Raw genomic sequence first — 23,170 nt, 5'->3', positions numbered from 1 at the left:
CAGATGCGGACATGGGCCAACGACACGGAAGGCGAGGCCGCGCATGAGAAAGCTCTTGGCGGGCTTGGTGACGGTGGGAGTGAGCGTCTCGCTCGTCGGTTGTGGGACCGAGACCAAGACCGAGTCGACGACCTCCGCCGCGACAACCACGAGCGCCGCGGCGGAGCGGCCGAACATCACCGGTCCACAGAAGACGATCAACGACTACATCACCGAGAACAAGATCGCCGAGACGCCGTTCAAGCCCAACGACCCCGGCACACCGGATTTCGACTTCCCGTTCCCGCCGGACTGGAGTAGCGCGGGGGACAAGACGCCCGCCTGGGCCTACGGTGCCATCGTCTACGACAAACCGGCGGATCCGGCCGATCCACCTGCCATCATCGCCATCGCATCGAAGCTGACCGGCGACGTGGACGCGGCCGAGGTCCTGGAGTACGCCCCCGGGATGACGCAGAACCTGCCGGACTACAAGTCGGTCATGGATCCTGAGAAGTCCACGTTGGGTGGCTTCGAGGCGATCCGGTCAGCCGGCACCTACAGCCACGACGGCGAAGCCCGGGTGATCGCCCAGAAGACCGTGGTCATCCCCGGCAACGACGCATTGTTCGTGCTGCAGCTCAACGCTGATGCCCCAGAAGGGCAGAAGGACGTGGTGATCGACGCAGCCAAGATCATCGACGCGCAGACCAAGATCACCCCGTAGCGGAGACCATCGACATGAAGATCCGAACCAGGGCATCCGAGCTCCTGTTGGCGACTCTGTGCAGCACCATGCTGGCCTCCGCGTTCCTTGGGGCAGCACCGTCGGCGACGGCGGCTCCCTGTCCGGGCGGAAGCACCCTGGACCCGACCACCGGCGTCTGCTGGTCGGAGAACAGCCCGAGCAACAGTTTGGGCGGCTCGGGCAACATCCCTTGCCTGCCAGGGCGTGTGGGCCTGTGCCTCGGTGCTCTGCAGAACACTCCGATTCCGGGCTCGGCGCTGAGGACGTCCTATCCACCCGCCGGGCCTGCACCGCGTTCAGGACCCAAGGGCACCTGGCCGTAGCCGTTGTCGTAGCCGGCTCCGCACCTCCGCACCTCCGCATAAAAGACAATCGCCGCAACCTCTCGAAGAGGTTGCGGCGATTGTTCGAGCTAGGGGAGTGGTCAGTGATGACCGTTGGTCTCCCCGTTGCCATTTCGCTCCTGCTGTTCGCGCAGAGCGGTCAGGGCCTTGTGCTCGGAGGCGTGTGCAGCCTCGGTGAGCGCGTCGTGCTCGACCGCCGGATCGGCGAACAAGAAGCTGCCGGTGCCGGGTGAGCCGGCCGAACCGAGCTTGTTCATCCGTTTCGGCAGGGCGGCACCCTGGTACTCCAGCGGGATCGGGTGACCATGGTCGTCGACCGGTCCCAGCGGCTGGTGCAGCTCGACGTAGGCACCGTGCGGCAGGCGCTTGATGATGCCGGTCTCGATGCCGTGCTCCAGAACCGCACGGTCGCTGCGCTGCAACGAGATTGCCCACCGGTAAGCGATGAAGTACACGATGCCCGGCAGCACCACCATGCCGATACGGCCGATCCACGTGGTCGCGTTCAGCGAGATGTGGAACTTGAGCGCGATGATGTCGTTCATCGCGGCCAGGGTCAGCACCATGTAGAACGCGATCGCCATGGAACCGATCGCGGTACGCACCGGCACGTCGCGCGGACGCTGCAACAGGTTGTGGTGTGCGTCGTCGCCGGTGACCTTCCTCTCGATGAAGGGGTAGGCGATCAGCAGACCGAAGACACCGCCCATGATCAACGCGACCCAGACCACCGCGGGGATGGTGTGGCCGAAGGGGTAGAACTCCCAGGCCGGCCAGATACGCGCCAGGCCTTCGGTCCACATCATGTAGAAGTCGGGCTGGCTACCCGCCGAGATCTGAGACGGCTTGTACGGGCCCAGATTCCAGATCGGGTTGATCGTCAGCAGTCCGCCCATGAGGCCGAGCACACCGGTGATCATCGCGAAGAACGCGCCGGACTTCACCGCGAACACCGGCATGACGCGCACGCCGACCACGTTGTGCTCGGTGCGGCCGGGGCCGGGGAACTGGGTGTGCTTCTGGAACCACACCAGCGCCATGTGTGCGCCGATGAGGGCCAGGATGATGCCCGGGATCAGCAGGATGTGCAGTGCGTACAGACGCGGGATCAGGATCTCGCCGGGGAAGTCCCCACCGAACAGCGCCCAGTGCAGCCAGGTTCCGATGATCGGCATGCCCAGGGTGATCGAGGACAGCGCGGCGCGCAGGCCGATGCCGGACAGCAGGTCGTCGGGCAGCGAGTAGCCGAAGTAACCCTCGAACATCGCCAGGATGAGCAGCAGCGAGCCGATCACCCAGTTGGCCTCACGCGGGCGGCGGAACGCACCGGTGAAGAAGATGCGCGCCATGTGCACCATGATCGACGCGGCGAACATCAGTGCGGCCCAGTGGTGGATCTGGCGGACGAACAACCCGCCGCGCACCTCGAAGCTGATCTGCAGCGCGGACTCGTAGGCCCGCGACATCTGAACGCCCCGAAGCGGTTGGTACACACCGTCGTAGGTGACGTGTGCCATCGACGGATCGAAGAACAACGTCAACCAGACACCGGTGATCAGCAGCACGATGAAGCTGTACAGCGCGATCTCACCCAGCAGGAAGGACCAGTGGGTGGGGAACACCTTGTTCAGCTGGCGGCGTACCGCGGCCGAGGGGTGGTAACGGGAATCGATCGCATCGCCTTGTGCCGCTGCGATCTTGGCAAGGTCAGGGCTCATGATTTGCGCTCCCAGAATGCCGGTCCGACGGGCTCTACGAAGTCGCCGTTGGCGACCAGGTAGCCGTCTTTGTCGATGGTGATGGGCAGCTGCGCCAACGCGCGCGCAGCCGGACCGAATATGGGCTTTGCGAAGTGCAACGCGTCGAACTGCGACTGGTGGCACGGGCAAAGGATGCGGTAGGTCTGCTGCTCGTACAGCGACGAGGGGCAGCCCAGGTGCGAGCAGACCTTGGTGTAGGCGAACAGCTCACCAAAGTTGAAGCTCTCCTGGCCCTTCCGCTTGACCACGCGGGGCATGTCGGCCGGCTTGATGCGGATCAACATGACCGGGTTGCGGACACCCATCGAGATCGTGGTCAGGTGATGCTCGGACTCGACGGTGGTGCCGTCGCCGTCCGACTCCCGCCAGGGGAAGACGGTTTCCATGCCACCGGCGTCGAGATCCTCGGGCCGCATCTTCACGAACGGAGATGAGCCGGGCCGACCCGTCGCGCGGGCCAGGTAGATGGTCTCGCCGTGGAACCGGGGCGTCCACCCCGAGGTCCACAACACGGCCTTCTTGCCGTCGGCGGTGGGCACCACGGGCTTCCACGGGTTCTTGATCAACCCGCCGATGAAGGCCACCAGGGTGCCGGCCCCGAAGGCGCCGAGGCCGATGCCCAGCGACAAGCCGATCAGCTTGCGGCGCTTGACGGTCGAGCCTTCGAGAGCGTCGGTCAGGTTGGCTGCGATGGTCTTGCGGTGCAGCTCGGGGGAGCGCCCGTCATGGCGGTCCTGGACCGAGATCTCCTCGGGGATGAACTTCTTCTGGAACAGCACCGCGCCGATGCCGATCGCCAGGATCGACAGGCCGAAGGTGAGGCCGTACAGCGGGGTGGCCAGCGAGTAGAGGAACTCGCCCTCCGAACCGAAGGGCTGGTACTCCCACGGCCAGAACAGGAAGACCAGCAGCAGCGCCAGGCCCGAGAGCCCGCCAAGGAGGAGCCAGTACGCGACCAGCCGCTCGGTGCGCTTCTCGGCCTTGGTGCCGGGGACCGGCCAGCGCGGCTCCTTGAAGATGGTCTCGACGCCGTCGATCTTGCCGCCGAGCTCAACGAGGTCCTCACGCGACATCGAAGCCAGCTCGTCATCGCTGGGAATCTTCGGTGCGTTGTCGGTCATGCTCGTGCCCCGATCCACATTGCCACGCCGATAGCGGCGACCATTCCGATTATCCACATCGCCATGCCCTCGGGAGCGGGGCCGAAGCCGCCGAGCCCGTAGCCGCCGTAGCTGGGAGTCTCAGCCGACTCGCGGACGTAGGCGACGATGTCGCGCTTCTCTTCCGGCGACAGCTGACGGTCCGAGAACTTGGGCATGTTCTGCGGGCCCGTCTGCATCGCGGTGTAGATCTGGGCCGGCTTGGTGTCACCGAGGTCCGGCGCGTACTTACCGGAGGACAGGGCGCCGCCCTTGCCGGTGAAGTTGTGGCAGGACGCGCAGTTCAGCCGGAACAGGTCGGCGCCGCGGGCCACGTCGGACCCGATCAGCGACTCCTGGGCAATGGCGCCGTTCTCGTCGCGGATCACCGTCGGGCCGCCGCCGTTGGCCTGAACGAACGCGCCGAGCGCGTCGATCTGGTTCTCGTCGAAGTGCTCGGGCTTGGACGGTGCCTGGGCCTCACCGCGCATCGCGGGCATGCGACCGGTCGAGACCTGGAAGTACACCGCGGCCTCGCCGGTGCCGATCAGGCTGGGCCCGCGGTCGGGCACACCCTGCAGGTTGGCGCCGTGGCATGACACGCACGACGTCTCGAACAGTTGCTTACCCGTGCGCAGCAGTGCCGACTGAGATTCGTCGGCGACTGCGACCTGCGGTGTGGGTGTCAGCGTGGCCGCAACACCACCTGCGACTGACAGGCCGACCAACAGCAGGAGACCTGCTGACAGTCGTCGGCGCAGTCGTCGGCGCGACTTGCTGGTCATCGAACCCCTTCTCATCGAGTCGATCATCGGCCAGCCGATCATCGGACAAAGTAGATGGTGGCGAACAGCGCAATCCAGACGATGTCGACGAAGTGCCAGTAGTACGAGACGACGATCGCTGCGGTGGCCTGCGCGGGCGTGAACTTACTCATCTTGGTGCGGGCCAGCAGCAAGATGAACGCAACTAGTCCGCCGATCACGTGCAGGCCGTGGAAACCGGTCGTCAGATAGAAGACCGATCCGTAGGCACTGCCCGGGATGGTGGTGCCCTCCTTCACCAGGTGGATGTACTCGTACCCCTGGCCCATTACGAAGAACAGGCCCATCAGGAACGTGATCACATACCACCGGCGCAGGCCGAACACGTCGCCGCGCTCGGCGGCGAACACGCCCATCTGGCAGGTGAAGGATGACGCGATCAGAACCAGCGTCACCGGAACAGCAAGGGCCAAATTGAGTTCGGTCGGCTCGGGCGGCCAGTTGCCACCGGCTTGCGCGCGCGCGGTGAAATACATCGCGAAGAGTCCAGCAAAGAACATGAGTTCACTGGAAAGCCACACGATGGTGCCGACACTGACCATATTTGGTCTGTTCAGCGAATGAACGCGCGACGTGATTGCCGTTCCCGAGGTACCTACAGCGCTCGTCACATCCGCAAGTATGACGCTTTGTAGTTGTCGAACTCCACCCGGGTCGAGCAATTGATCTTCAAACGCGTCGCCCTCGGGTCGGCTGCACGGCGCCGGGGCGCCGGTGTCATGGCCGCGCAGCGATAACATTCGGCGGTGGCTCCTGCATCTTCTTCTCAGTTCTCATCCGCGTCCGCCTCGGTGGCGGCGCCGTCGTGGCCGCTCATTCTCGGGCGCCTGACCACTGAGCAGAGCCTGCCCAACGGCTACGCGGGATGGGCCATGGACCAGATCATGACCGGCGTGGCGACCCCGGCTCAGATCGCCGGCTTCGCGGTGGCGATGAAGATGAAACGGCCGACCTCGACCGAAGTCGGGGAGCTGGCCGACATCATGCTGTCGCACGCCCGCCGGGTGCCCACCGATCAGATCGGTCACGAGACCGTCGACATCGTCGGTACCGGCGGCGACGGGGCCAACACGGTGAACCTGTCGACCATGGCGGCCATCGTGGTGGCGGCCTGCGGAGTCCCGGTGATCAAGCACGGCAACCGCGCGGCGTCGTCGCTGTCGGGCGGTGCGGACACCCTGGAGGCGCTCGGGGTGCGGATCGACCTGGGTCCCGACGAGGTGGCCCGCAGTGTCGCCGAGGTCGGCATCGGGTTCGCCTTCGCTCCGCAGTTCCACCCGTCGTACCGGCACGCCTCGGTGGTGCGTCGGGAGATCGGGGTTCCCACGGTCTTCAATCTGCTTGGACCGCTGACCAATCCGGCCGCACCCCGGGCCGGCCTGATCGGCTGTGCGTTCGACGACCTGGCCGAGGTGATGGCCGGGGTGTACGCCGCCCGCGGTTCCAGCGTGTTGGTCGTGCACGGCGACGACGGACTCGACGAACTCACCACCACGACCACCAGCACCATCTGGCGAGTGCAGGCCGGCACGGTGGACCGGTTGAAGTTCGACCCCGCAGCCTTCGGCTTCAAGCGTGCCGACATCAGTGAGTTGGTCGGCGGTGACGCCACGGCCAACGCGGCATCGGCGCGCGCCGTGCTGGGCGGGGCCAAGGGGCCGGTGCGGGACGCGGTGGTGCTCAACGCGGCAGGCGCGATGGTGGCCCATGCCGGTCTAGCCAGCGACGCCAAGTGGGTGCCGGCGTGGGAGGCCGGTCTGGCGCGGGCCACCGAGGCCATCGACTCTGGTGCGGCCGAACAACTGCTCGCGCGTTGGGTGCGGTTCAGCCTGCAGTTCTGAGTTCTGCTGCTGGGCCGCGGCCAATCGGGCCGAGCGGGCCGTGGCCGCCCACTGTGCGTAGCGGCCTGCCGCCCCGATCGGTGTCGTGTATCCGCCGTCGGCGCGCACGATGCGCACTCCGGGTGCTGCCAGCCAGCGGGCGATGAGCGCGGTCTCCTCCACCAGTGCGCCGCCCAATGGTGTTGCGGTGGGCAGGATTACCTGCGCGGCCGCGCAGATCGCCTCGACCACCGGCATCGGCGGCACGCCGCGCCGGGCGGTGCCTGCCCCGGCCAACTGGCCGTAGCGGACCACCGCGAAATGCCAGCCGCCGTTACCGTCGCCGCGTGCGGCCACGAGTTCGGGCAGATCGGCCAGGGCGCGTAACCGCTGGCCCCGCCACAGCGCCTCGATGGCCACCGCGGTGTGATCGCGCAACCGGGCGGCGGTCTCGTACCGGCGGGCCGCGGCAAGTTCTCCGATGTGGGCCAGTGTCGCCGCCAGCGCGGTGTGGTCGGTGCCGTTGATCAGCGCGGTGGCACGTTGGACCGCGGCCGCGTACTGCCCGGCATCGACGTCTTGGGGGGCCGGGCACGGTGAGAGTTCGACTTCGGGGCAGTGGTGGGTCGCCGCCGCGCCGAAGCGGGCCGTGCAGGTGCGCACCCCGGTGAACCGGGCCAGCAGGATTGCCGACTGCACGGCGTCGGACCGGGCCGAGAACGGCCCGAAAGCGGTGCGGCGCCCGGGGTTTCGCACCGCCGACAACCTCGGGAAGGCCTCCTCGGTCAGGGCCACCCACCACCATCGTTGCGGGAACTTGGAACGCCGGTTGTACGGCGGTGCGTGGGCCGCGAGCAGTCGCAGCTCGCGCACCCCGGCCTCCAGATCGTGGGCGCATTCGACATGGTCGACAACCCGCGCCAGCGAGGCCATCTCCTTCATCCGGGCCCGCGGATCTGCGCCGGTGAAGTACTGCCGGACCCGCCGCCGCAGATCGACCGCGGTGCCCACATAGAGCACTTCGTCAGAGGGGCCGCGGAACAGGTAGACGCCAGGGCTGTTGGGCAGCCGGTCGGCCAGTGAGCGGTTGCGGCGCTGGGCGGGCGTGACGTCGGGCAGGTAGTTCTTGAGGTCGGCGAAGGTGTGGATGCCCTGGTTGCCGACTCGCTCGATCAGTCCGTGTAGGACGTCGACCGTGGCGCGGGCGTCGTCGAGGGCACGGTGGGTGGGCGTGGTGGACGCACCGAACAGCCGGGCCAGTGCCGACAGCTTCACGCTGGGCGCCTCGTCCCGGGTCAGTACGCGGCGCGCGAGTTTCACCGTGCACAGCACCGGGGGCCGCGGCCAGCCGAGCTCCGCCCGCTGAGCGGCCGCGCGCAGGAAGCCGATGTCGAACCCGGCGTTGTGGGCGACGAGCACCGCGCCCCGACAGAACTCCAGGAATGCCGGCAGCACCGACTCGATACGCGGCGCGTCGCGCACCATCGCCGTGGTGATCCCGGTGAGCTCGACGATCTGCGGTGGGATGGCGCGGCCCGGATCGACGAGGGTGGCCAATTCGCCGAGCACTTCGCCGCCACGGATCTTCACCGCACCGATCTCGGTGATGGCGTCGTAACCGTCGCCGGGTGCCTTCGCGGTGGCTCGCCCCCCGGTGGTCTCCAGGTCCACCACGACGAAGGTGGTCTCGGCGAGGGAGAGGGCGACATCGGGGTCGACGCCTGTGCCCAAGCTCAAGGCCAGCTGCCCGGCGTCGGGGATGTTGCGCTGGCCCATGGTGATGACGGTAGGCACTGCCACTGACAACATCAGGCAAGCTCGCCGCCGCTGCGCCCGGGTTTGTCGGGTCGTCGCTCCAATCCACTGCGCTCCTTGTCGGGTCGTCGCTCCAATCCGCTGCGCTCCTTGTCGGTGCCCGGCGTTACGGTGCGCGCAACACCGATCGAGAGGACGGTCAAGATGAGCGGAGTGCGGCAGGACACCTGGTCCTGGGCCGACGAGCCTTGCCCCGACCAGCCGGACACCGGCAGCGTGACCATCGACTGCGACGATTGCGCGGTACGTGGGCCCGGATGTCAGGACTGCGTAGTGAGTGTGTTGCTCGGGGTTCCCGAAACTTTGCTGGATGACGAGCGTCAGGCATTGGAAGTGCTCGCTGACGTGGGCCTTGCGCCGCGGCTGCGACTCGTTCCGATTCACCGGGACGGTAGATCGGGAGTCGCCTGACGACACGCAGCGGTTCGTGCACAGGAAAATATTCAGGGACGGCTGTTAAATTTGCAGCTTCCGTTGGACAAGCCCGATGCCGTTTCGTAACCTATCTGAGACCTAAGAGCAGTTCGAGGCGGCTCGCCATCGCCAGTTGTGAGGACGAATACTTGAGGCACGACCGCGCGCACCGGCCCACAAGTCGTGTCAAGCGACCCATTGCAGGTGCAATAGCGGGCTTGACCTTGATATCCGGACTCCTGGCTACGAGTTCGCACGCCGATCCCGGTGATGATGCCCTGGCAAAGCTCAATGAGCTGTCCCGTCAGGCTGAGCAGACCACCGAGGCGATGCACTCCGCGCAGCTCGACCTGAACAATAAGCTTGTCGCACAGGAGACTGCGGAAAAGAAGCATGCCGACGACACCGCGGCGATCGATCAGGCCAAGTCGCAGCTGGCAATCTTTCAGACTTCGGTCAACAAGGTAGCTGCGGCCCAGTACATGGGGGGCCGCACCTCCGGTGTCGACGCGATCCTGACGGCCAGCTCGCCGCAGCAGTTGATCGAACAACTCGCGGTGCAGCGGGTGATGGCGACCGAGATGTCGGCACAGATGAAGAGCTTCCGCTCGGTGGGCGAGAAGGCCGCTCGGGCTGAGCAGGAGTCGGCGAAATCGGCCGCCGAAGCCAAGACCGCCGCCGAGCAGGCCGCCGCGGTGCGCGCCGATTTGCAATCCAAGCAAAGTCAGCTTCAGGTGCAGATTGCGGTCGTCAAGTCGCAGTACCAGGCCCTGAGCCCGGCCCAGCGGGAAGCGATGACGGCCCTGCCGCCGACGCCGCCGGTGCCTGCGCCCGAGGCGTTGCCGCCGCAGGATCCCGCCGTATTGGCCGACCCGCCGAACGGGATTCCGCCCGGTGATGTCGCCCCGCCGGAAGGCGCCCTCGCGGGTGGGGGCAGCGGCCACTCCGGCGCTGTCATCCAGGCGGCGCTGAGCCGCATCGGCTCGCCCTACTCCTGGGGAGCGGCAGGCCCCAGCTCCTTCGACTGCTCGGGCCTGGTGATGTGGGCGTTCCAGCAGGCGGGCATCTCGCTGCCGCATTCGAGCCAGGCGCTGGCCCGCGGTGGTCAGCCGGTCTCGTCGGATTCGATGCAACCGGGTGATCTGGTGACCTACTACTCCGACGCCTCCCATGTGGGCATCTATATCGGTGACGGAATGATGGTGCACGCGTCGACCTACGGCACCCCGGTTCGGGTCGCCCCGGTCAACAATGCGCCGATCTACAACGTCCGTCGGTACTGAGCGTCCCGATAGGGCGGCCAGTTTCACGCTGACCGCCGGCCGGCGGCTGCTGACAGCGGTCTTGCTGGTCGAACTGATTCTGGCGGCGGCCCTGTTGTGGAAGTCGCCGCCGACCCCACCTCCGGATGCGTCGTCCGGCACCACCGTCGCCTCGACGCTGCGCAAACCCGAACCCGTCACCACGATGGTGTTGCCGGACGGGCGCACCGCCCGGCTGCTGGCCCTGGGTGGATCGCAGTCGCAGGCCCTGTTGGGCCGCCTGGGATCCGAACTCGGTGCGGCGGCCGCCACGGTGACCGCATTCTGGGGTCCCGACTGGCCGAGAGACATCGAGATCGCGGTCGCGGGGTCCGATCAGCAGTTCCGGGTACTGGCCGGCGGAGCCCCCGACATTGCCGCGACCACCACCGCGGCGCGGATCATGTTCGCTCCGGGCGCCGCCGACATGAGTCCTGCCGCGTTACGAATCGTGCTGCGCCACGAGCTGTTCCATTACGCGGCCCGGTCGGCGACCGCGGCCGATGCACCGCGTTGGCTGACCGAGGGCGTGGCCGACTATGTCGGTCGGCCGCCCACCGCGGCACCGGCGCAGGCGGCGGAGCTGGCCCAGCTGCCCACCGATGCGGATCTCGACACACCCGGCGCCGCCCGCAGTCTGGCCTATGACCGGGCGTGGTGGTTCAGCCGCTACGTTGCCGACGCCTACGGGGTTCCGAAGCTGCGTGAGCTGTACCTGCGCGCATGTGGCCCCGGTCATCCGGATGTGGCCACTGCAGTGCGGGAGACGCTGGGCGCCGACCTCGACGGCGTGGTTGCCGGTTGGCGCCGCTGGCTGACCGGATAGCCTGTCGCCGATGGGGAGCAGACGGAGCGCAGACGGGTCGCGCCAGAGCGGTCAACCGCGATGACGCGGGTTTTGTTGGTCACCAACGACTTTCCGCCGCGCCGCGGCGGTATCCAGTCGTACCTGGAGGCGTTCGTCGGTGAGTTGGTGCGCGACGGCTCGCACGAGCTCACGGTGTATGCACCGAAATGGAAGGGCAGCGCAGACTTCGACGACGCGGCCGGGTACCGCGTCGTGCGGCATCCCACCACGCTGATGGTGCCGGAGCCGACCGTGGCGTCCCGCATGCAGCGGTTGATCGCCGAGAACGACATCGAGACGGTGTGGTTCGGGGCGGCCGCGCCGCTGGCGCTGCTGGGCCCGCTGGCCCGGCGAGCCGGAGCCAGGCGCGTGGTGGCGAGCACCCACGGCCACGAGGTCGGCTGGTCGATGCTGCCGGTGGCACGGAGCGCACTGCGCCGCATCGGAGACGACGCCGACGTCGTGACGTTCATCAGCCGCTACACCCGCGGCAGGTTCGCCTCGGCGTTCGGTCCCCGTGCGGCGCTGGAACATCTGCCGCCCGGCGTCGACACCGACCGCTTCGTGCCCGACTCGGTGGCCCGGGCGGAGTTGCGGGCCCGCTACGGGCTGGGGCAGCGCCCGGTGGTGGTGTGCCTGTCCCGACTGGTGCCGCGCAAGGGGCAGGACATGCTCATCCGGGCGTGGCCGGCCATCCGGCGCCGCGTCCCCGATGCGGCGTTGGTCATCGTCGGTGGGGGACCGTATCTGCAGAGCTTGCAACAACTCGCACACACCCACGATGTGGCCGCCGACGTCCACTTCACAGGTGCGGTGCCGGGTGCGGAACTGCCCGCCCACCATGCGATGGCCGACGTGTTCGCCATGCCGTGCCGTACCCGGGGGGCGGGCCTGGATGTCGAGGGACTGGGCATCGTCTACCTGGAGGCGTCGGCCTGCGGCGTACCTGTGATCGCCGGAACCTCTGGCGGGGCACCGGAAACCGTGCTCGACGGTCAGACCGGCACCGTGGTGGACGGCACCGATGTGGCTGCGGTCGCGACGGCCGTGGGCGACGTGCTGGCCGATGCCGGCCGCGCTGCCGCGATGGGCGTGGCAGGACGGCACTGGGCGGTCGACAACTGGCAGTGGCGCTCTCAGGGCGCCCGGCTGACCGGGCTGCTCTCCGGCTGAGCCCGCGGGATCAGCCGTACAGCGCCGCGATGTCGGTGGCGAACTTCTCGGCCACCACCTTGCGCTTGACCTTCAGCGTCGGGGTGAGTTCACCGGTGTCCTCGGTGAAGTCGACGGGCAGGATCCGGAACTTGCGGATCGACTCAGCATGCGACACAGCCTGATTGGCCTCCTTGACCGCCAGGTCGATCTCGGCCAGCAGGTCCGGGTCGTCGGCCAGATCAGCCACCGAGGCGCCCGCGTCCTTCCCGTTGCGCTGCTTCCATCCCGGGAACGCCTCGGGGTCGATGGTGATGAGCGCGGCGATGAACGGCTGCTTATCGCCGACGGCCATCGCCTGGCTGATCAACGGGTGGGCCCGCAGCCGATCCTCGAGCAGTGCGGGTGCGACGTTCTTGCCACCCGCGGTCACGATGATCTCTTTCTTGCGCCCGACGATGGTCAGGAAGCCGTCGTCGTCGATGGCGCCCAGATCGCCGGTGTGGAACCAGTCGTCGGTGAAGACCGCGTTGGTCTCGGTCTCATTGCCCCAGTAGCCGCTGAACACCACGCCGCCCTTGACGAGCAACTCGCCGTCCTCGGCGAGGCGCATGCTGTTGCCGGGCATCAGCTTGCCGACCGAGCCGACCTTGAGGTCGTTGACCCGGTTCACGGTGATCGCCGCGCTGGTCTCGGTGAGGCCGTAGCCCTCGTAGATGCTCAGTCCCACACCGCGATAGAAGTGGCCGAGCCGCGCGCCCAGTGGTGCGCCGCCGGAGATTGCCGCCCGGCATTCACCGCCCAGGGCCGCCCGGAGCTTGCCGTAGACCAGCTTGTCGAACAGCGCATGCTTGGCCCGCAGCAGCAGCCCGGCGCCGCCCGTGTCCTGGGCCTTGCTCCACTCGATCGCGGTGTCGGCGGCGATCGCGAAGATCTTGCCCTTGCCGTCGTTTCGGGCGTTCTGCTCGGCGGTGTTGTAGACCTTCTCGAACACGCGGGGCACCGAGACCACCAGGGTCGGCTTGAACACGCCGAAGGTCGGGACCAGGCTCTTGATGTCGCTGGTGAAGCCGAGGGTGACCTTGTTGGTGAAGGCCGCGATGGTGATGGCCCGGGCCAGCACGTGGGCCAGCGGCAGGAACACCAGCATCCGTTCACCCGCGGCCAGCTCAGTGGGGAAGCAGGCCTTGGCTCCCCGGATCTCGTAGAGCAGGTTCGAGTGGGTCAGCTGGCAGCCCTTGGGCTGTCCGGTGGTTCCGGAGGTGTAGATCAGGGTGGCCGGGTCGGCCGAACGGATCCCGGCCAGGCGCGTGTCGATCTCGGCGGCGTCGACCGCTTTACCGGCTTCGGCCATGGCCTCCAGCGCGGGTGTGCCGGTGCCTTCGATCCGCAGCACCTTCTGCAATTCGGGCAACTGGCCGCGGAGCTGTTCCACGGTCTCGGCGTGCGTGTCGGTCTCGGCGAAGACGATCCGCGCCGCGGAGTTGTCGAGGACAAACCGCACCTGTTCGGCCGAGGAGGTCTCGTAGATCGGCACGGTCACCGCGCCGACCGACAGGATCGCGAAGTCGATGATCGGCCACTCGTAGCGGGTGGCCGACAGGATCGCCACGCGGTCACCGGGCTGGATGCCCTCGGCGATCAGGCCCAGGGCGACCGCACGAATCTGGTCGGCTGCTTCGGCGCAGGTCACGTCGGTCCAGGTGCCGTTGACCAGGCGCCGGAAGATGACGTGGTCAGGGCTCTCGGCCGCGTGCGCGGCTACCGAACTGACGATGTTGTCGTGCTCGTCGACGGTGAACGACGCGGCAACACTGAACTCACGCACGATCTTGCCCTCCCAGGCTTGTGGTACCGACTTTGCGGGTCAGCCTAGTCCGCGTCAGGCGCTCACCCAGAGCACGGGTTTGGATTCTGTCGTCGTCGATCCGGCCACACCGCCCGGTGCGGTAGCACCCTGATGGCCGGCGCACCGGCCACGAGCGGGGTGGCCGTGCGAAGGGCGATGGTCATCGTTGCTTCTCCCGGCTGTGTGCGGTGGTCATCACACATATGTGAAGCTAGTCCGCATGAACAGCATTCAGATCGCAGACGAGACATTCGTCTGCGCCGATCCTGTCGCGGTCGGCGCCGCGGTTGCCGATCCCGCCAGCTGGCGGCGGTGGTGGCCCGACCTGGTGCTCAACGTCGTCGAGGACCGCGCCGAGAAGGGCCACCGCTGGAACGTGACCGGTGCGTTGACCGGCACGATGGAGGTCTGGCTCGAGGAGGTGATGGACGGTGTGGTGCTGCACTACTTCCTGCATGCCGAACCGTCCGGCGCCACGGCCAAACAGTTGGCCGAGATGGATCTGGCAAAAATGAACCACCAACGCCGCGTGGCGGGCAAGGTGATGTCCTTCGGGATCAAGCAGCGGTTGGAGTCGGCTCGCCCAGTCGGGGTGTCCCGACTGGCCTGACCACGTTTGTTCACGGGAGGGTAGATTTCTCGGCGAGAGCCAGGGCATCCCCGCGGGGCAGGGGAGCACGGCAGCCCCGTGGGGCGGGGAGAAGGGCGACGCGGTGGCCGACAAGACGACACAGACCATCTATATCGACGCTGATCCGGTGACGGTGATGGATGTCATCGCCGATATCGGCTCGTACCCGCAGTGGGTCGCCGAATACAAGGAAGCCGAGGTCCTCGAGACCGACGCGCAGGGCAATCCCAAGACCGCCAGGATGGTGCTCGACGCCGCGGTGCTCAAGGACACCATGGTGCTGACCTACGTGTGGCCCGCCGATCGCACCTCGGTGACCTGGTCATTGGTATCCAGTTCACTGCTGCGGTCGCTGGAGGGGGCATACCGCTTGGCGCCCAAGGGATCCGGTACCGAGGTGACCTATGAGCTGTCGGTCGATCTCATCATCCCGATGATCGGTCTGCTCAAGCGGAAGGCTGAGCGGCGGCTGACTGACACCGCGCTCAAAGACCTGAAGAAGCGAGCAGAGGCTGAGTGACTTCGCCGGACGGGAGCGCACGGACCCCTGCGAGGATCAGCCTGTTCGTCGGCAAGGGCGGCGTAGGTAAGTCGACGCTGGCGACGGCCACCGCGGTTCGTGACGCCGCGTCCGGTCAGCGGGTGCTGATCGTGTCCACCGATCAGGCTCATTCCACGGGCGATGTTCTCGGGATCGCGCTCGCCCCAACCGGTCAACGTGCCCCCACCCGGGTGCTCAGCGATCTGGACGCCGGACTGACGGAAGCGGGCGGGGTGCTGGACGCCCTCGCGCTCGACACGCTGGCCCTACTCGGTGCGCGCTGGGTCGAGACGGCCGGGCCGCTGGCGGCCCGCTTCCCCGAATCGGATCTGGGAGACGTTGCCCCCGAAGAACTTTCGGCGCTTCCGGGGATCCAGGAAGTGCTCGGGCTGCACGAGGTCGGGGAGCTCGCCGATTCCGGACGCTGGGATCACGTGGTGGTGGACTGTGCCTCGACCGCCGATGCCTTGCGGATGCTCACGCTGCCCGAGACCTTCGGCCTGTATCTGGAGCGGGCCTGGCCACGGCACCGCAGGCTGTCGGGCTCACCGGATGCGGTCAGCGCGGCCATCGTCGCCCTGATCGAACGCGTGGATTCGGGCATCCGCAGGCTGGGGACCTTGCTCACCGACGGGTCCCGGGTAAGCGCCCATCTGGTGCTCACCCCCGAACGGGTGGTGGCGGCCGAAGCCTCGCGGACGCTGGGATCGCTTGCCCTGATGGGCGTCGAGGTGACCGAGATCATCGTGAATCAGATTTTGGTGCAGGATGATTCGTTCGAGTACCACAACCTTCCGGCCCATCCCGCGTTCGACTGGTACACCGAGCGGATCGCCGAGCAGCAGTCGGTGCTCGACGATCTCGATGCCACCATCGGCGATGTGCAGCTGGTGCTCGTACCGCACGTGCCGGGGGAGCCGATCGGCGCCAAGGCACTGGGGGAGCTGATCGACAGCGCGCGACGCCGTGACGGGTCGCCGCCACCGGGCCCATTGCGGCCCGTCGTCGACCGGGAGTCGGGATCTGGACTCGAAGCCGTGTACCGGTTGAGGTTAGAGTTACCGCAGATCGATTCGGCCGGCCTCACGCTGGGGCGTGTCGATGACGACTTGATCATCGGTGTCGCGGGTATGCGGCGCCGGGTGCGGTTGGCCTCTGTCCTGCGTCGGTGCACCGTGGCAGATGCGCAATTGCGGGGTAGCGAACTGACGGTACGTTTTCGTCCGAATCCGGAGGTGTGGCCGGCATGACGGGGTCTCATCCCGAGTTGGGTTCGGAGTTGCGGCAGTTGGCGCAGGAAATCCTGGACCGGCTGGATCCGGCGGTGCGGTTGGTAGCGGCCAATTTCGCGGCGTCGGCCGATGACAGCCCGGGTAAGTGCCAGCAGGTGTGGTGCCCGGTGTGTGCGTTGGCCGCGGTCGTCAACGGTGAGCAGCATCCGCTGTTGTCGGTGATCGCCGAGCACAGTGTGGCCCTGCTGACGGTGATTCGCGCGATCCTCGATGAGGGGGCCGATGGGTTCGGCGGTGGTGGGGATAGCGGTCCCGGCGGAGGTAGCCCGACGCCGGACGGGGGACCGGATGCACCGCCGCCCGACGATTACCCGCCCCCGCCGCCTCCGGGGCGCTACCAGCACATCCCGGTCACGGTCGAAGACTGAGGCATTGCTGAGACTCAGCAGGCATCCAGGGCTTGCTGTGGTAGCCACAACATGGCCTGGGTACAGTTGTCGCAGAGCATTGCGCGGTGCGCACAAGGTGGAGGGTCCATGTGGTATTGGCTGTTCAAGTACGTCCTGTTGGGCCCCTTGCTGGCCGTCCTCGGCCGGCCCAAAATCACTGGGCTGGAACATCTTCCGACCGACGGTCCGGCCATCCTGGCCAGTAATCACCTGGCGGTGATGGACAGCTTCTACCTGCCGCTGGCGGTCAGCCGTCGAATCACGTTCCTGGCCAAACAGGAATACTTCACCGGTACCGGGATCAAGGGCCGGTTCCTGGCCTGGTTCTACACCGTCGTCGGACAGGTGCCGATCGACCGCACCGATGCGGATTCGGCGCAGGCCGCTCTGACCACCGCCAAGCGCATCCTGGGTGAGGGCAAGCTGCTCGGTATGTATCCCGAGGGCACCCGATCCCCGGACGGCCGCCTCTACAAGGGCAAGACCGGGTTGGCCAGGTTGGCCCTGGAGACCGGTGTGCCGGTGATCCCGGTGGCCATGGTCGGCACCGATGTGGTCAACCCGCCGGGGTCGAAGGGGCTGCGGTTCGGCCGGGTCGAGGTCAGGTTCGGCAAGCCCATGGACTTCAGCCGGTTCGACGGTCTGGCCGGTAACCGCTTCATCGAGCGCGCGGTGATCGACGAGGTGATGTACGACCTGATGGACCTGTCCGGTCAGGAGTACGTCGACATCTATGCCGCCGCCATCAAGGAGAGCGCGCAGCAGACCAACGGCCAGCCGGTCGACGCGAGCAAGCCCGCGTCCCGGCTGCCGCACGCCGCAGCGGGCTAGGACGTTTCGCCGCCGGTCAACCGGACCAGTGGGGCGGCGGGCTCAGCGGTGGTCTGACCCGCCCGGGCGGCGCACGCGAAGCCGATGACCGCGATGACTGCGAGTGCCCACCACAGGTAGGCGTCACCGGCCAGCTGCCGCATCAGCGACGCGGCGGTCTCGTGGTGGGGCGTCAACAATGCGATGGGCGTCCACACCATCAGGGCGAGTCCGATCAGGGTCACCAGGGCCAGCGACAGCGCGGCCAGGGGGATCTTGCGCATCCGGTAGGCGAGCACACCGGTCACCACCAGGGTCGGCAGGGTCCAGACCCAGTGATGTGACCACGACACCGGTGACACCACCAGGCCGAACATCGCCACACAGATCAGTGCGACCACAGGGGCCTCATCGGTGCCGGAGCGCAGGGCCCGCCGGGCTGCCCAAACCGTGAGGGCCAGCACCGCGAAGCAGAGGGCCACCCACAACAGGAACCGCGGCCCCTCGGACAGGCCGAGCCGGGCCAGCGTGCCCGCGATGTTCTGGTTGGTGTTGAGCGTGGCCGTACCGATCCGGTCGGTGTTGCGCACCGTCTTGGTCCAGTACTCGATCGAATCCGTCCAGGCCAGCACGAATCCGGCGATCGTCGCCACCACTGCGGCCGCGGCGGTCCGTAGCAGGGTGCGGACGTCGCGGCGCAGCAGGAAATACAGAAGGAAGACCGCGGGAGTCAGCTTGAGGGCGATCGCCAGGCCCAGCAGCACACCGCGTGGCCACGGCGTCCGGCGCGGTACGCAATCGGCGACCACCAGCGTCATCAGCACCACGTTGATCTGGCCGAACTCGAAGTTCGACCGGATCGGCTCCAGCCAGAAGACCGCAGGCACCACCAGCGCGGTCGCCAGCCAGCAGCGGCGCAGCCAGACCGGCTCCGAGGTGATCGTGGTCTCCGGCCAGACGTTCAGCCGGGTGAGCACGATGACCAGCGAGACGATCAGGAGCACCAGAGTGGTGGCGGTGATCGCCACACTGGCCGCAGGCAGAGAGAGCCAGGCGAACGGCGCGAACATGATCGCCGCGAGCGGCGGATACGTGAACGGGAGGTCGAGGCCGCCCTGGGTGTGGAAGATGGCGCCGTCGGCGTACAGCGGTTGGTTGTCCAACCAGGCCCGTCCGCCCATCCGGTACACGTCGATGTCGATGCGATAGGGCACGTGGCCCAGCAGCCGCCAGCCGACCAGGATCAACCCGGCCACTGTGAGCAACTGAAAAAGCCGCCACCCGATCGTCGGTGCCCAACCAACTCCGCCGGGCGACTGCCGCTTACTCATGTTCTCAACAGACTATCGGGGGTAACCCGCCGACGGCGCATCCGCTCTCGCGCCGCGCGCCGGTCGGCGTAAGTTCTCTGTGCGTGCACGCGACCGTTCATCTCGATTTCCTCACCCAGGATCGTCTGCCTTTGCTGTGCTGCCTGGTGGCGTTCATTCTCACGTTCTTCGTGACCCGCATCGTGGTGCGTTACATCCGCCGGAATGCCGACAGCGAACGCCCGCCCAAGTGGTGGCAGCCCCGCAACATGGGACACGGTTCCGTGCACATTCACCACATGGTGATCGGGGTCGTGCTCGTGATGGTGTCGGGCGTGACGATGGTGACGTTGGCAGTCAACGGCGGTGTAGCGGAGTTCACCGTTGCCGCGGTGTTCTTCGGCATCGGTGCGGCCCTGGTGCTCGACGAGTTCGCGCTGATCCTGCACCTTTCGGATGTGTACTGGGCCGAGGACGGCCGCACCTCGGTGGACGCGGTGTTCGCGGCCGTGGCGGTCGCGGGGCTGTTGATCCTGGGTTTCAACCCGCTGTCATTCTTTGATATCGGTATCTGGCGCGAGGACCAGTCGTTGGCCATCCGCGTACTCGTGGTCATGGTGGCGGTACTGACCCTGCTGCTGGCGGTGGTGGTCCTGCTCAAAGGCAAGGTGTGGACTGGATTGGTGGGCATGTTCATAACCCCGTTGTTGTTCGTCGGGGCGGTTCGGCTGTCGCGGCCGCACGCACCGTGGGCACGCTGGCGCTACACCAGTCGTCCCCGCAAGATGCACCGCGCGTTGGAACGGGAGCGCTGGCTGCGCCGGCCCGTGGTGCAGGCCAAACTGTGGTTGCAGGACGCGATCACCGGCATGCCGAAGTTCCCCGACGACGCCGCCGTCGACGCGGAGCTCGATCGGGAGATCCACGCGGCCCCCGCCCCGGTCACAGTGCCGGACACGAAGACGGAGCAGATCGCCTGATGCGCTATTTCTACGACACCGAGTTCATCGACGACGGTCGCACCATCGAGTTGATCTCGATCGGCGTGGCCGCCGAGGACGGACGCGAGTACTACGCGATCTCGACCGAGTTCAATCCGGACCGCGCGGGTCGGTGGGTACGCAAGCACGTGCTGCCCAAGCTGCCGTCCCCGTCCTCGCAACTCTGGCGGTCGCGGCGGCAGATCCGGTCGGAACTGGAGGATTTCTTCGACATCGACGGTGACGAGCCGATCGAGTTGTGGGCCTGGGTGGGTGCCTATGACCACGTCGTGCTCTGCCAGCTGTGGGGCCCGATGACCGATCTGCCTCCGGCGATGCCGCGATTCACCCGCGAGCTGCGGCAGTTCTGGGAGGACCGCGGATCACCGCGGATGCCACCGCGGCCGACCGAAGCGCATGACGCGCTGGTCGACGCACGGCACAACCTGCACCGGTTCCAGCTGATGACGGGCCTTGGGCCGGCGCAGGCGCGGGAATCCGACACCACGCAACCGGCGAAAACGGCCGTTCACCGGCGGCTACCATGAATGGGTGAACTGGACCGTTGACATCCCCATCGACGAGCTGCCGCCGCTCCCTCCGCTGAGCGACGAGCTGCGTCAGCGGCTCGAGTCAGCGCTGGCCAAGCCGGCCGTGCAGCAGCCCAGCTGGGACGCGGACGAGGCGAAAGCCATGCGCACCGTGCTGGAGAGCGTGCCGCCGGTCACCGTGCCGTCGGAGATCGAGAAGCTCAAGAGCCTGCTGGCCGACGTCGCGCGGGGCGAGGCGTTCCTGCTGCAGGGTGGCGACTGCGCCGAGACGTTCGTCGACAACACCGAGCCGCACATCCGGGCCAACATCCGCACCCTGCTGCAGATGGCGGTCGTGCTGACCTACGGCGCGAGCATGCCGGTGGTCAAGGTGGCCCGGATCGCGGGCCAGTACGCGAAGCCGCGGTCGGCCGATCTGGATTCGCTGGGCCTGAAGTCCTACCGCGGTGACATGATCAACGGGTTCGCCCCGGATGCTGCTGTGCGCGACCATGACCCGTCGCGGCTGGTGCGGGCCTACGCGAATGCCAGCGCCGCCATGAACCTGGTGCGCGCGCTGACCTCGTCCGGGCTGGCGTCGTTGCACCTGGTGCACGACTGGAACCGCGAGTTCGTCCGGACCTCGCCCGCCGGGGCCCGCTACGAGGCGTTGGCCGGGGAGATCGACCGCGGCCTGAAGTTCATGTCCGCCTGCGGGGTGGCCGACCGCAATCTGCAGACCGCCGATATCTTCGCCAGCCACGAAGCGCTGGTCATCGACTATGAACGCGCGATGCTGCGCCTGTCCGACCCGGCGGAGAACCCGGACGGACCACCCAAGCTGTACGACCAGTCCGCGCACTACCTGTGGATCGGTGAGCGCACGCGTCAGCTCGACGGTGCCCACGTCGCGCTGGCCGAGGTGATCGCCAACCCGATCGGGATCAAGCTGGGGCCGACCACGACCCCGGAGCAGGCGGTCGAATATGTCGAGCGGCTGGACCCGAACAACGAGCCCGGCCGGCTGACCCTGGTGACGCGGATGGGCAACAACAAGGTGCGCGATCTGCTGCCTGCGATCATCCAGAAGGTCGAGGCCACCGGCCACAAGGTGATCTGGCAGTGCGACCCGATGCACGGCAACACCCACGAGTCGTCGACGGGCTACAAGACCCGGCACTTCGACCGCATCGTCGACGAGGTGCAGGGGTTCTTCGAGGTGCACAACGCTCTGGGCACCCACCCCGGTGGCATCCATGTCGAGATCACCGGCGAGAACGTGACCGAATGTCTCGGTGGGGCACAGGACATCTCGGATTCGGACCTGTCCGGCCGCTACGAGACCGCCTGCGATCCACGGCTCAACACCCAGCAGAGCCTGGAGTTGGCGTTCCTCGTCGCCGAGATGCTGCGCAGCTAGAGCAAAGCGCCGACGTTGCTGCCGATCGTCCAGGCCGCGGCGGCGACAAGGCCGGTCAGCGTGATGATCGCGATCAACCAGAACGCGAGTACCCGTTTGGCGCGGTGGCGGGCCCAGTAGAACTCACTCATCTCGATACCGGCGAATTGTCCTGCGCCGAAAGAGTATTCACTGGTGTCGGGATCAGCCGGGATCGGCGCCCAGTCATGTCGGTCCCGGGTGATCTCGCGGGTGGGCTGGCGCGGCGCGGGTGCCGGGGGCGGGGGCGGCGGTGCGGCTGTCACGACGGTGGTGGCCCCGACGCGGGGATCGTCGGGCTCGGCGAGATCATGGACGCGGGTCGCGGCCAGGTGCTGTGCTGACTGCTGCGGAGCGGGCACCCGGAACGCCGGCAGGCGGAGGTCGTCGACGATCGCGTGGAGTTCGGCCCGCATGTCATCGGCGTCGGCGAATCGCTGCGCGGCGTCGCGGGCGGTGGCCCGGCGCACGAACTGGTCGAATTGTGTTGGTACCCCTGCGATTACCGCGCTGGGTGCGGGCACGTCATTGTCCATCCGCTGGTAGGCGACCGTGAGTGCGGAGTCTCCGGTGAACGGTGTGACGCCGGTGAGAAGTTCGTAGGTGAGGATGCCGACCGCGTACACATCGCTGCGCGGGTCGGCGTCACCGGTGCTGACCTGCTCGGGGGACAGGTAGGCCGCGGTGCCCAGGATCACGCTGGTCGATGTGATCTTGGCCTCGGCCACGGCACGTACCAGACCGAAGTCGGCGATCTTGACCTCGCCGTCGTCGGAGATCAGCACGTTCTCGGGCTTGATGTCGCGGTGTACGAGTCCGGCGCGGTGTGCCACCGCCAGCCCGCCGAGCACCGGCTCCAGCACCGCGGCGACCGCATGCGGCGGCATCGGACCACGTTCGGCCAGTAGTTCGCGCAGCGTTCCGCCCTCGACCAGTTCCATCACCAGGAAGGGTGGCTGCCCGTCTGGGCCTTTTCCTGAGCCTCCGCCGCCCTGGTCGTACACCGCGACCAACCCGGGATCCTTCAGCCGGGCCACGGCCTTGGCCTCACGGCCGAACCTGGTCAGGAAATGGCTGTCGCCGCTGTAGCGGGAGTCCATCACCTTCAGGGCCACAGGACGGTCCAGGCGGACGTCAAGGCCGCGGTAGACCGTGGACATGCCGCCGGTGGCGATGGGCGTGTCCACGCGATAACGCCCGTCGAGCATCGTGCCGACGAGTGGATCCGATTGCTGCCCCACCGGACACATGTTACGA

Annotated in this window: 23 protein-coding genes and 1 pseudogene; 14 read left to right on the top strand and 10 right to left on the bottom strand. The window is 67.3% G+C overall.

The features are described 5' to 3' along the window. The first annotated feature begins 43 nt into the window (after window positions 1-43). A complete protein-coding gene (gene lpqN, locus ACZYZ7_RS24800; RefSeq protein WP_463742036.1) occupies window positions 44-706 on the top strand; it encodes an envelope biogenesis lipoprotein LpqN in 663 nt (220 codons plus the stop codon). Here lpqN and ACZYZ7_RS24795 read toward each other — a convergent pair. The 5 genes from ACZYZ7_RS24795 to ctaE all read right to left on the bottom strand — a co-directional run bounded on the left by ACZYZ7_RS24795 (window position 696) and on the right by ctaE (window position 5,405). Beyond that, on the bottom strand, window positions 696-914 hold the full coding sequence (locus ACZYZ7_RS24795; RefSeq protein ID WP_450070665.1) for a hypothetical protein: 219 nt from the start codon (window positions 912-914) through the stop codon (window positions 696-698). The genes lpqN and ACZYZ7_RS24795 overlap by 11 nt on opposite strands. Before the next feature lie 237 nt (window positions 915-1,151). Further along, window positions 1,152-2,789, bottom strand: a complete 1,638-nt coding sequence (gene qcrB, locus ACZYZ7_RS24790) for a cytochrome bc1 complex cytochrome b subunit (protein WP_135455765.1) — start codon at window positions 2,787-2,789, stop codon at window positions 1,152-1,154. Then, window positions 2,786-3,952, bottom strand: a complete 1,167-nt coding sequence (gene qcrA, locus ACZYZ7_RS24785) for a cytochrome bc1 complex Rieske iron-sulfur subunit (RefSeq protein WP_167857881.1) — start codon at window positions 3,950-3,952, stop codon at window positions 2,786-2,788. Before qcrA ends, qcrB begins: the two co-directional genes overlap by 4 nt. Beyond that, on the bottom strand, window positions 3,949-4,782 hold the full coding sequence (qcrC, locus tag ACZYZ7_RS24780) for a cytochrome bc1 complex diheme cytochrome c subunit (protein WP_463742141.1): 834 nt from the start codon (window positions 4,780-4,782) through the stop codon (window positions 3,949-3,951). The genes qcrA and qcrC overlap by 4 nt, the downstream gene beginning before the upstream one ends. A gap of 11 nt (window positions 4,783-4,793) precedes the next feature. Continuing rightward, window positions 4,794-5,405, bottom strand: coding sequence for an aa3-type cytochrome oxidase subunit III (ctaE, locus tag ACZYZ7_RS24775; protein WP_135460124.1), 612 nt, complete (start codon window positions 5,403-5,405; stop codon window positions 4,794-4,796). 135 nt (window positions 5,406-5,540) lie between these two features. On the opposite strand from ctaE, the gene trpD reads away from it, so the two are divergent. After that, complete coding sequence (trpD, locus tag ACZYZ7_RS24770) at window positions 5,541-6,635, top strand: anthranilate phosphoribosyltransferase (protein WP_286175062.1); 1,095 nt, start codon at window positions 5,541-5,543, stop codon at window positions 6,633-6,635. Here the strand turns inward: trpD and ACZYZ7_RS24765 are convergent. Together ACZYZ7_RS24765 and ACZYZ7_RS24760 are read right to left on the bottom strand one after the other, a co-directional pair. After that, a pseudogene (locus tag ACZYZ7_RS24765) lies at window positions 6,573-8,390 on the bottom strand (DEDD exonuclease domain-containing protein); the annotation flags it as partial. The gene trpD and the pseudogene ACZYZ7_RS24765 sit on opposite strands and share 63 nt — an antisense overlap. A 32-nt stretch (window positions 8,391-8,422) precedes the next feature. Then, window positions 8,423-8,653, bottom strand: a complete 231-nt coding sequence (locus ACZYZ7_RS24760; protein ID WP_167857645.1) for a hypothetical protein — start codon at window positions 8,651-8,653, stop codon at window positions 8,423-8,425. On the opposite strand from ACZYZ7_RS24760, the gene ACZYZ7_RS24755 reads away from it, so the two are divergent. The 4 genes from ACZYZ7_RS24755 (at window position 8,574) to pimB (ending at window position 12,164) form a co-directional block, all read left to right on the top strand. Next, window positions 8,574-8,840, top strand: coding sequence for a hypothetical protein (locus tag ACZYZ7_RS24755; protein WP_286175061.1), 267 nt, complete (start codon window positions 8,574-8,576; stop codon window positions 8,838-8,840). The two genes, ACZYZ7_RS24760 and ACZYZ7_RS24755, sit on opposite strands and share 80 nt — an antisense overlap. A gap of 152 nt (window positions 8,841-8,992) precedes the next feature. After that, complete coding sequence (ripC, locus tag ACZYZ7_RS24750; RefSeq protein ID WP_450070664.1) at window positions 8,993-10,126, top strand: peptidoglycan hydrolase RipC; 1,134 nt, start codon at window positions 8,993-8,995, stop codon at window positions 10,124-10,126. Then, a complete protein-coding gene (locus tag ACZYZ7_RS24745) occupies window positions 10,095-10,970 on the top strand; it encodes a peptidase (RefSeq protein WP_463742035.1) in 876 nt (291 codons plus the stop codon). The genes ripC and ACZYZ7_RS24745 overlap by 32 nt, the downstream gene beginning before the upstream one ends. A gap of 60 nt (window positions 10,971-11,030) precedes the next feature. Further along, window positions 11,031-12,164: a GDP-mannose-dependent alpha-(1-6)-phosphatidylinositol monomannoside mannosyltransferase gene (gene pimB / locus ACZYZ7_RS24740; protein WP_463742034.1), complete on the top strand. Its 1,134-nt coding sequence runs from the start codon at window positions 11,031-11,033 to the stop codon at window positions 12,162-12,164. Between the two features lie 10 nt (window positions 12,165-12,174). Here the strand turns inward: pimB and ACZYZ7_RS24735 are convergent, their stop codons facing one another. Beyond that, window positions 12,175-13,971 (bottom strand): AMP-dependent synthetase/ligase, encoded by a 1,797-nt coding sequence (locus tag ACZYZ7_RS24735; protein ID WP_463742033.1) that lies wholly within the window; start codon window positions 13,969-13,971, stop codon window positions 12,175-12,177. Window positions 13,972-14,212: 241 nt separating this feature from the next. Between ACZYZ7_RS24735 and ACZYZ7_RS24730 the strand changes: the two genes are divergently transcribed. The 5 genes from ACZYZ7_RS24730 to ACZYZ7_RS24710 all read left to right on the top strand — a co-directional run bounded on the left by ACZYZ7_RS24730 (window position 14,213) and on the right by ACZYZ7_RS24710 (window position 17,676). Then, window positions 14,213-14,602, top strand: coding sequence for a polyketide cyclase / dehydrase and lipid transport (locus tag ACZYZ7_RS24730; RefSeq protein ID WP_135455749.1), 390 nt, complete (start codon window positions 14,213-14,215; stop codon window positions 14,600-14,602). A 103-nt stretch (window positions 14,603-14,705) separates the two neighbouring features. Further along, a complete protein-coding gene (locus ACZYZ7_RS24725; protein ID WP_135455747.1) occupies window positions 14,706-15,143 on the top strand; it encodes an SRPBCC family protein in 438 nt (145 codons plus the stop codon). Then, window positions 15,140-16,414 carry an ArsA family ATPase gene (locus ACZYZ7_RS24720; RefSeq protein WP_135455745.1) on the top strand — a complete coding sequence of 425 codons (1,275 nt, stop codon included), beginning with the start codon at window positions 15,140-15,142 and terminating at the stop codon, window positions 16,412-16,414. The genes ACZYZ7_RS24725 and ACZYZ7_RS24720 overlap by 4 nt, the downstream gene beginning before the upstream one ends. Next, window positions 16,411-16,824 (top strand): hypothetical protein, encoded by a 414-nt coding sequence (locus tag ACZYZ7_RS24715; RefSeq protein ID WP_463742032.1) that lies wholly within the window; start codon window positions 16,411-16,413, stop codon window positions 16,822-16,824. Before ACZYZ7_RS24720 ends, ACZYZ7_RS24715 begins: the two co-directional genes overlap by 4 nt. 108 nt (window positions 16,825-16,932) lie before the next feature. Then, window positions 16,933-17,676: a lysophospholipid acyltransferase family protein gene (locus tag ACZYZ7_RS24710; RefSeq protein WP_135455740.1), complete on the top strand. Its 744-nt coding sequence runs from the start codon at window positions 16,933-16,935 to the stop codon at window positions 17,674-17,676. Here ACZYZ7_RS24710 and ACZYZ7_RS24705 read toward each other — a convergent pair. Next, entirely contained in the window at window positions 17,673-18,986 is a 1,314-nt protein-coding gene (locus ACZYZ7_RS24705; protein WP_463742031.1) for a glycosyltransferase family 87 protein, read from the bottom strand. The genes ACZYZ7_RS24710 and ACZYZ7_RS24705 overlap by 4 nt on opposite strands. A gap of 83 nt (window positions 18,987-19,069) precedes the next feature. On the opposite strand from ACZYZ7_RS24705, the gene ACZYZ7_RS24700 reads away from it, so the two are divergent. Genes ACZYZ7_RS24700 through ACZYZ7_RS24690 form a run of 3 tightly spaced genes read left to right on the top strand, consistent with a single transcriptional unit; the run spans window position 19,070 to window position 21,895 of the window. Further along, the gene (locus ACZYZ7_RS24700; protein WP_135455736.1) at window positions 19,070-19,945 is read left to right on the top strand and encodes a hypothetical protein; all 876 of its coding nucleotides are present in this window, start codon (window positions 19,070-19,072) and stop codon (window positions 19,943-19,945) included. Continuing rightward, window positions 19,945-20,493, top strand: a complete 549-nt coding sequence (locus ACZYZ7_RS24695; protein ID WP_463742030.1) for a polyadenylate-specific 3'-exoribonuclease AS — start codon at window positions 19,945-19,947, stop codon at window positions 20,491-20,493. Before ACZYZ7_RS24700 ends, ACZYZ7_RS24695 begins: the two co-directional genes overlap by 1 nt. Before the next feature lie 4 nt (window positions 20,494-20,497). After that, window positions 20,498-21,895, top strand: coding sequence for a class II 3-deoxy-7-phosphoheptulonate synthase (locus ACZYZ7_RS24690; RefSeq protein ID WP_135455732.1), 1,398 nt, complete (start codon window positions 20,498-20,500; stop codon window positions 21,893-21,895). On the opposite strand, the gene ACZYZ7_RS24685 is transcribed toward ACZYZ7_RS24690, so the two are convergent. Continuing rightward, the gene (locus tag ACZYZ7_RS24685; protein WP_463742029.1) at window positions 21,892-23,163 is read right to left on the bottom strand and encodes a protein kinase domain-containing protein; all 1,272 of its coding nucleotides are present in this window, start codon (window positions 23,161-23,163) and stop codon (window positions 21,892-21,894) included. The two genes, ACZYZ7_RS24690 and ACZYZ7_RS24685, sit on opposite strands and share 4 nt — an antisense overlap. Between the last annotated feature and the right edge of the window lie 7 nt (window positions 23,164-23,170).

This window comes from Mycobacterium sp. IDUB_17, from assembly GCF_055419465.1.
Note: the sequence above shows the minus strand (reverse complement) of the source record. Positions and strands in the feature narration are given on the sequence as shown.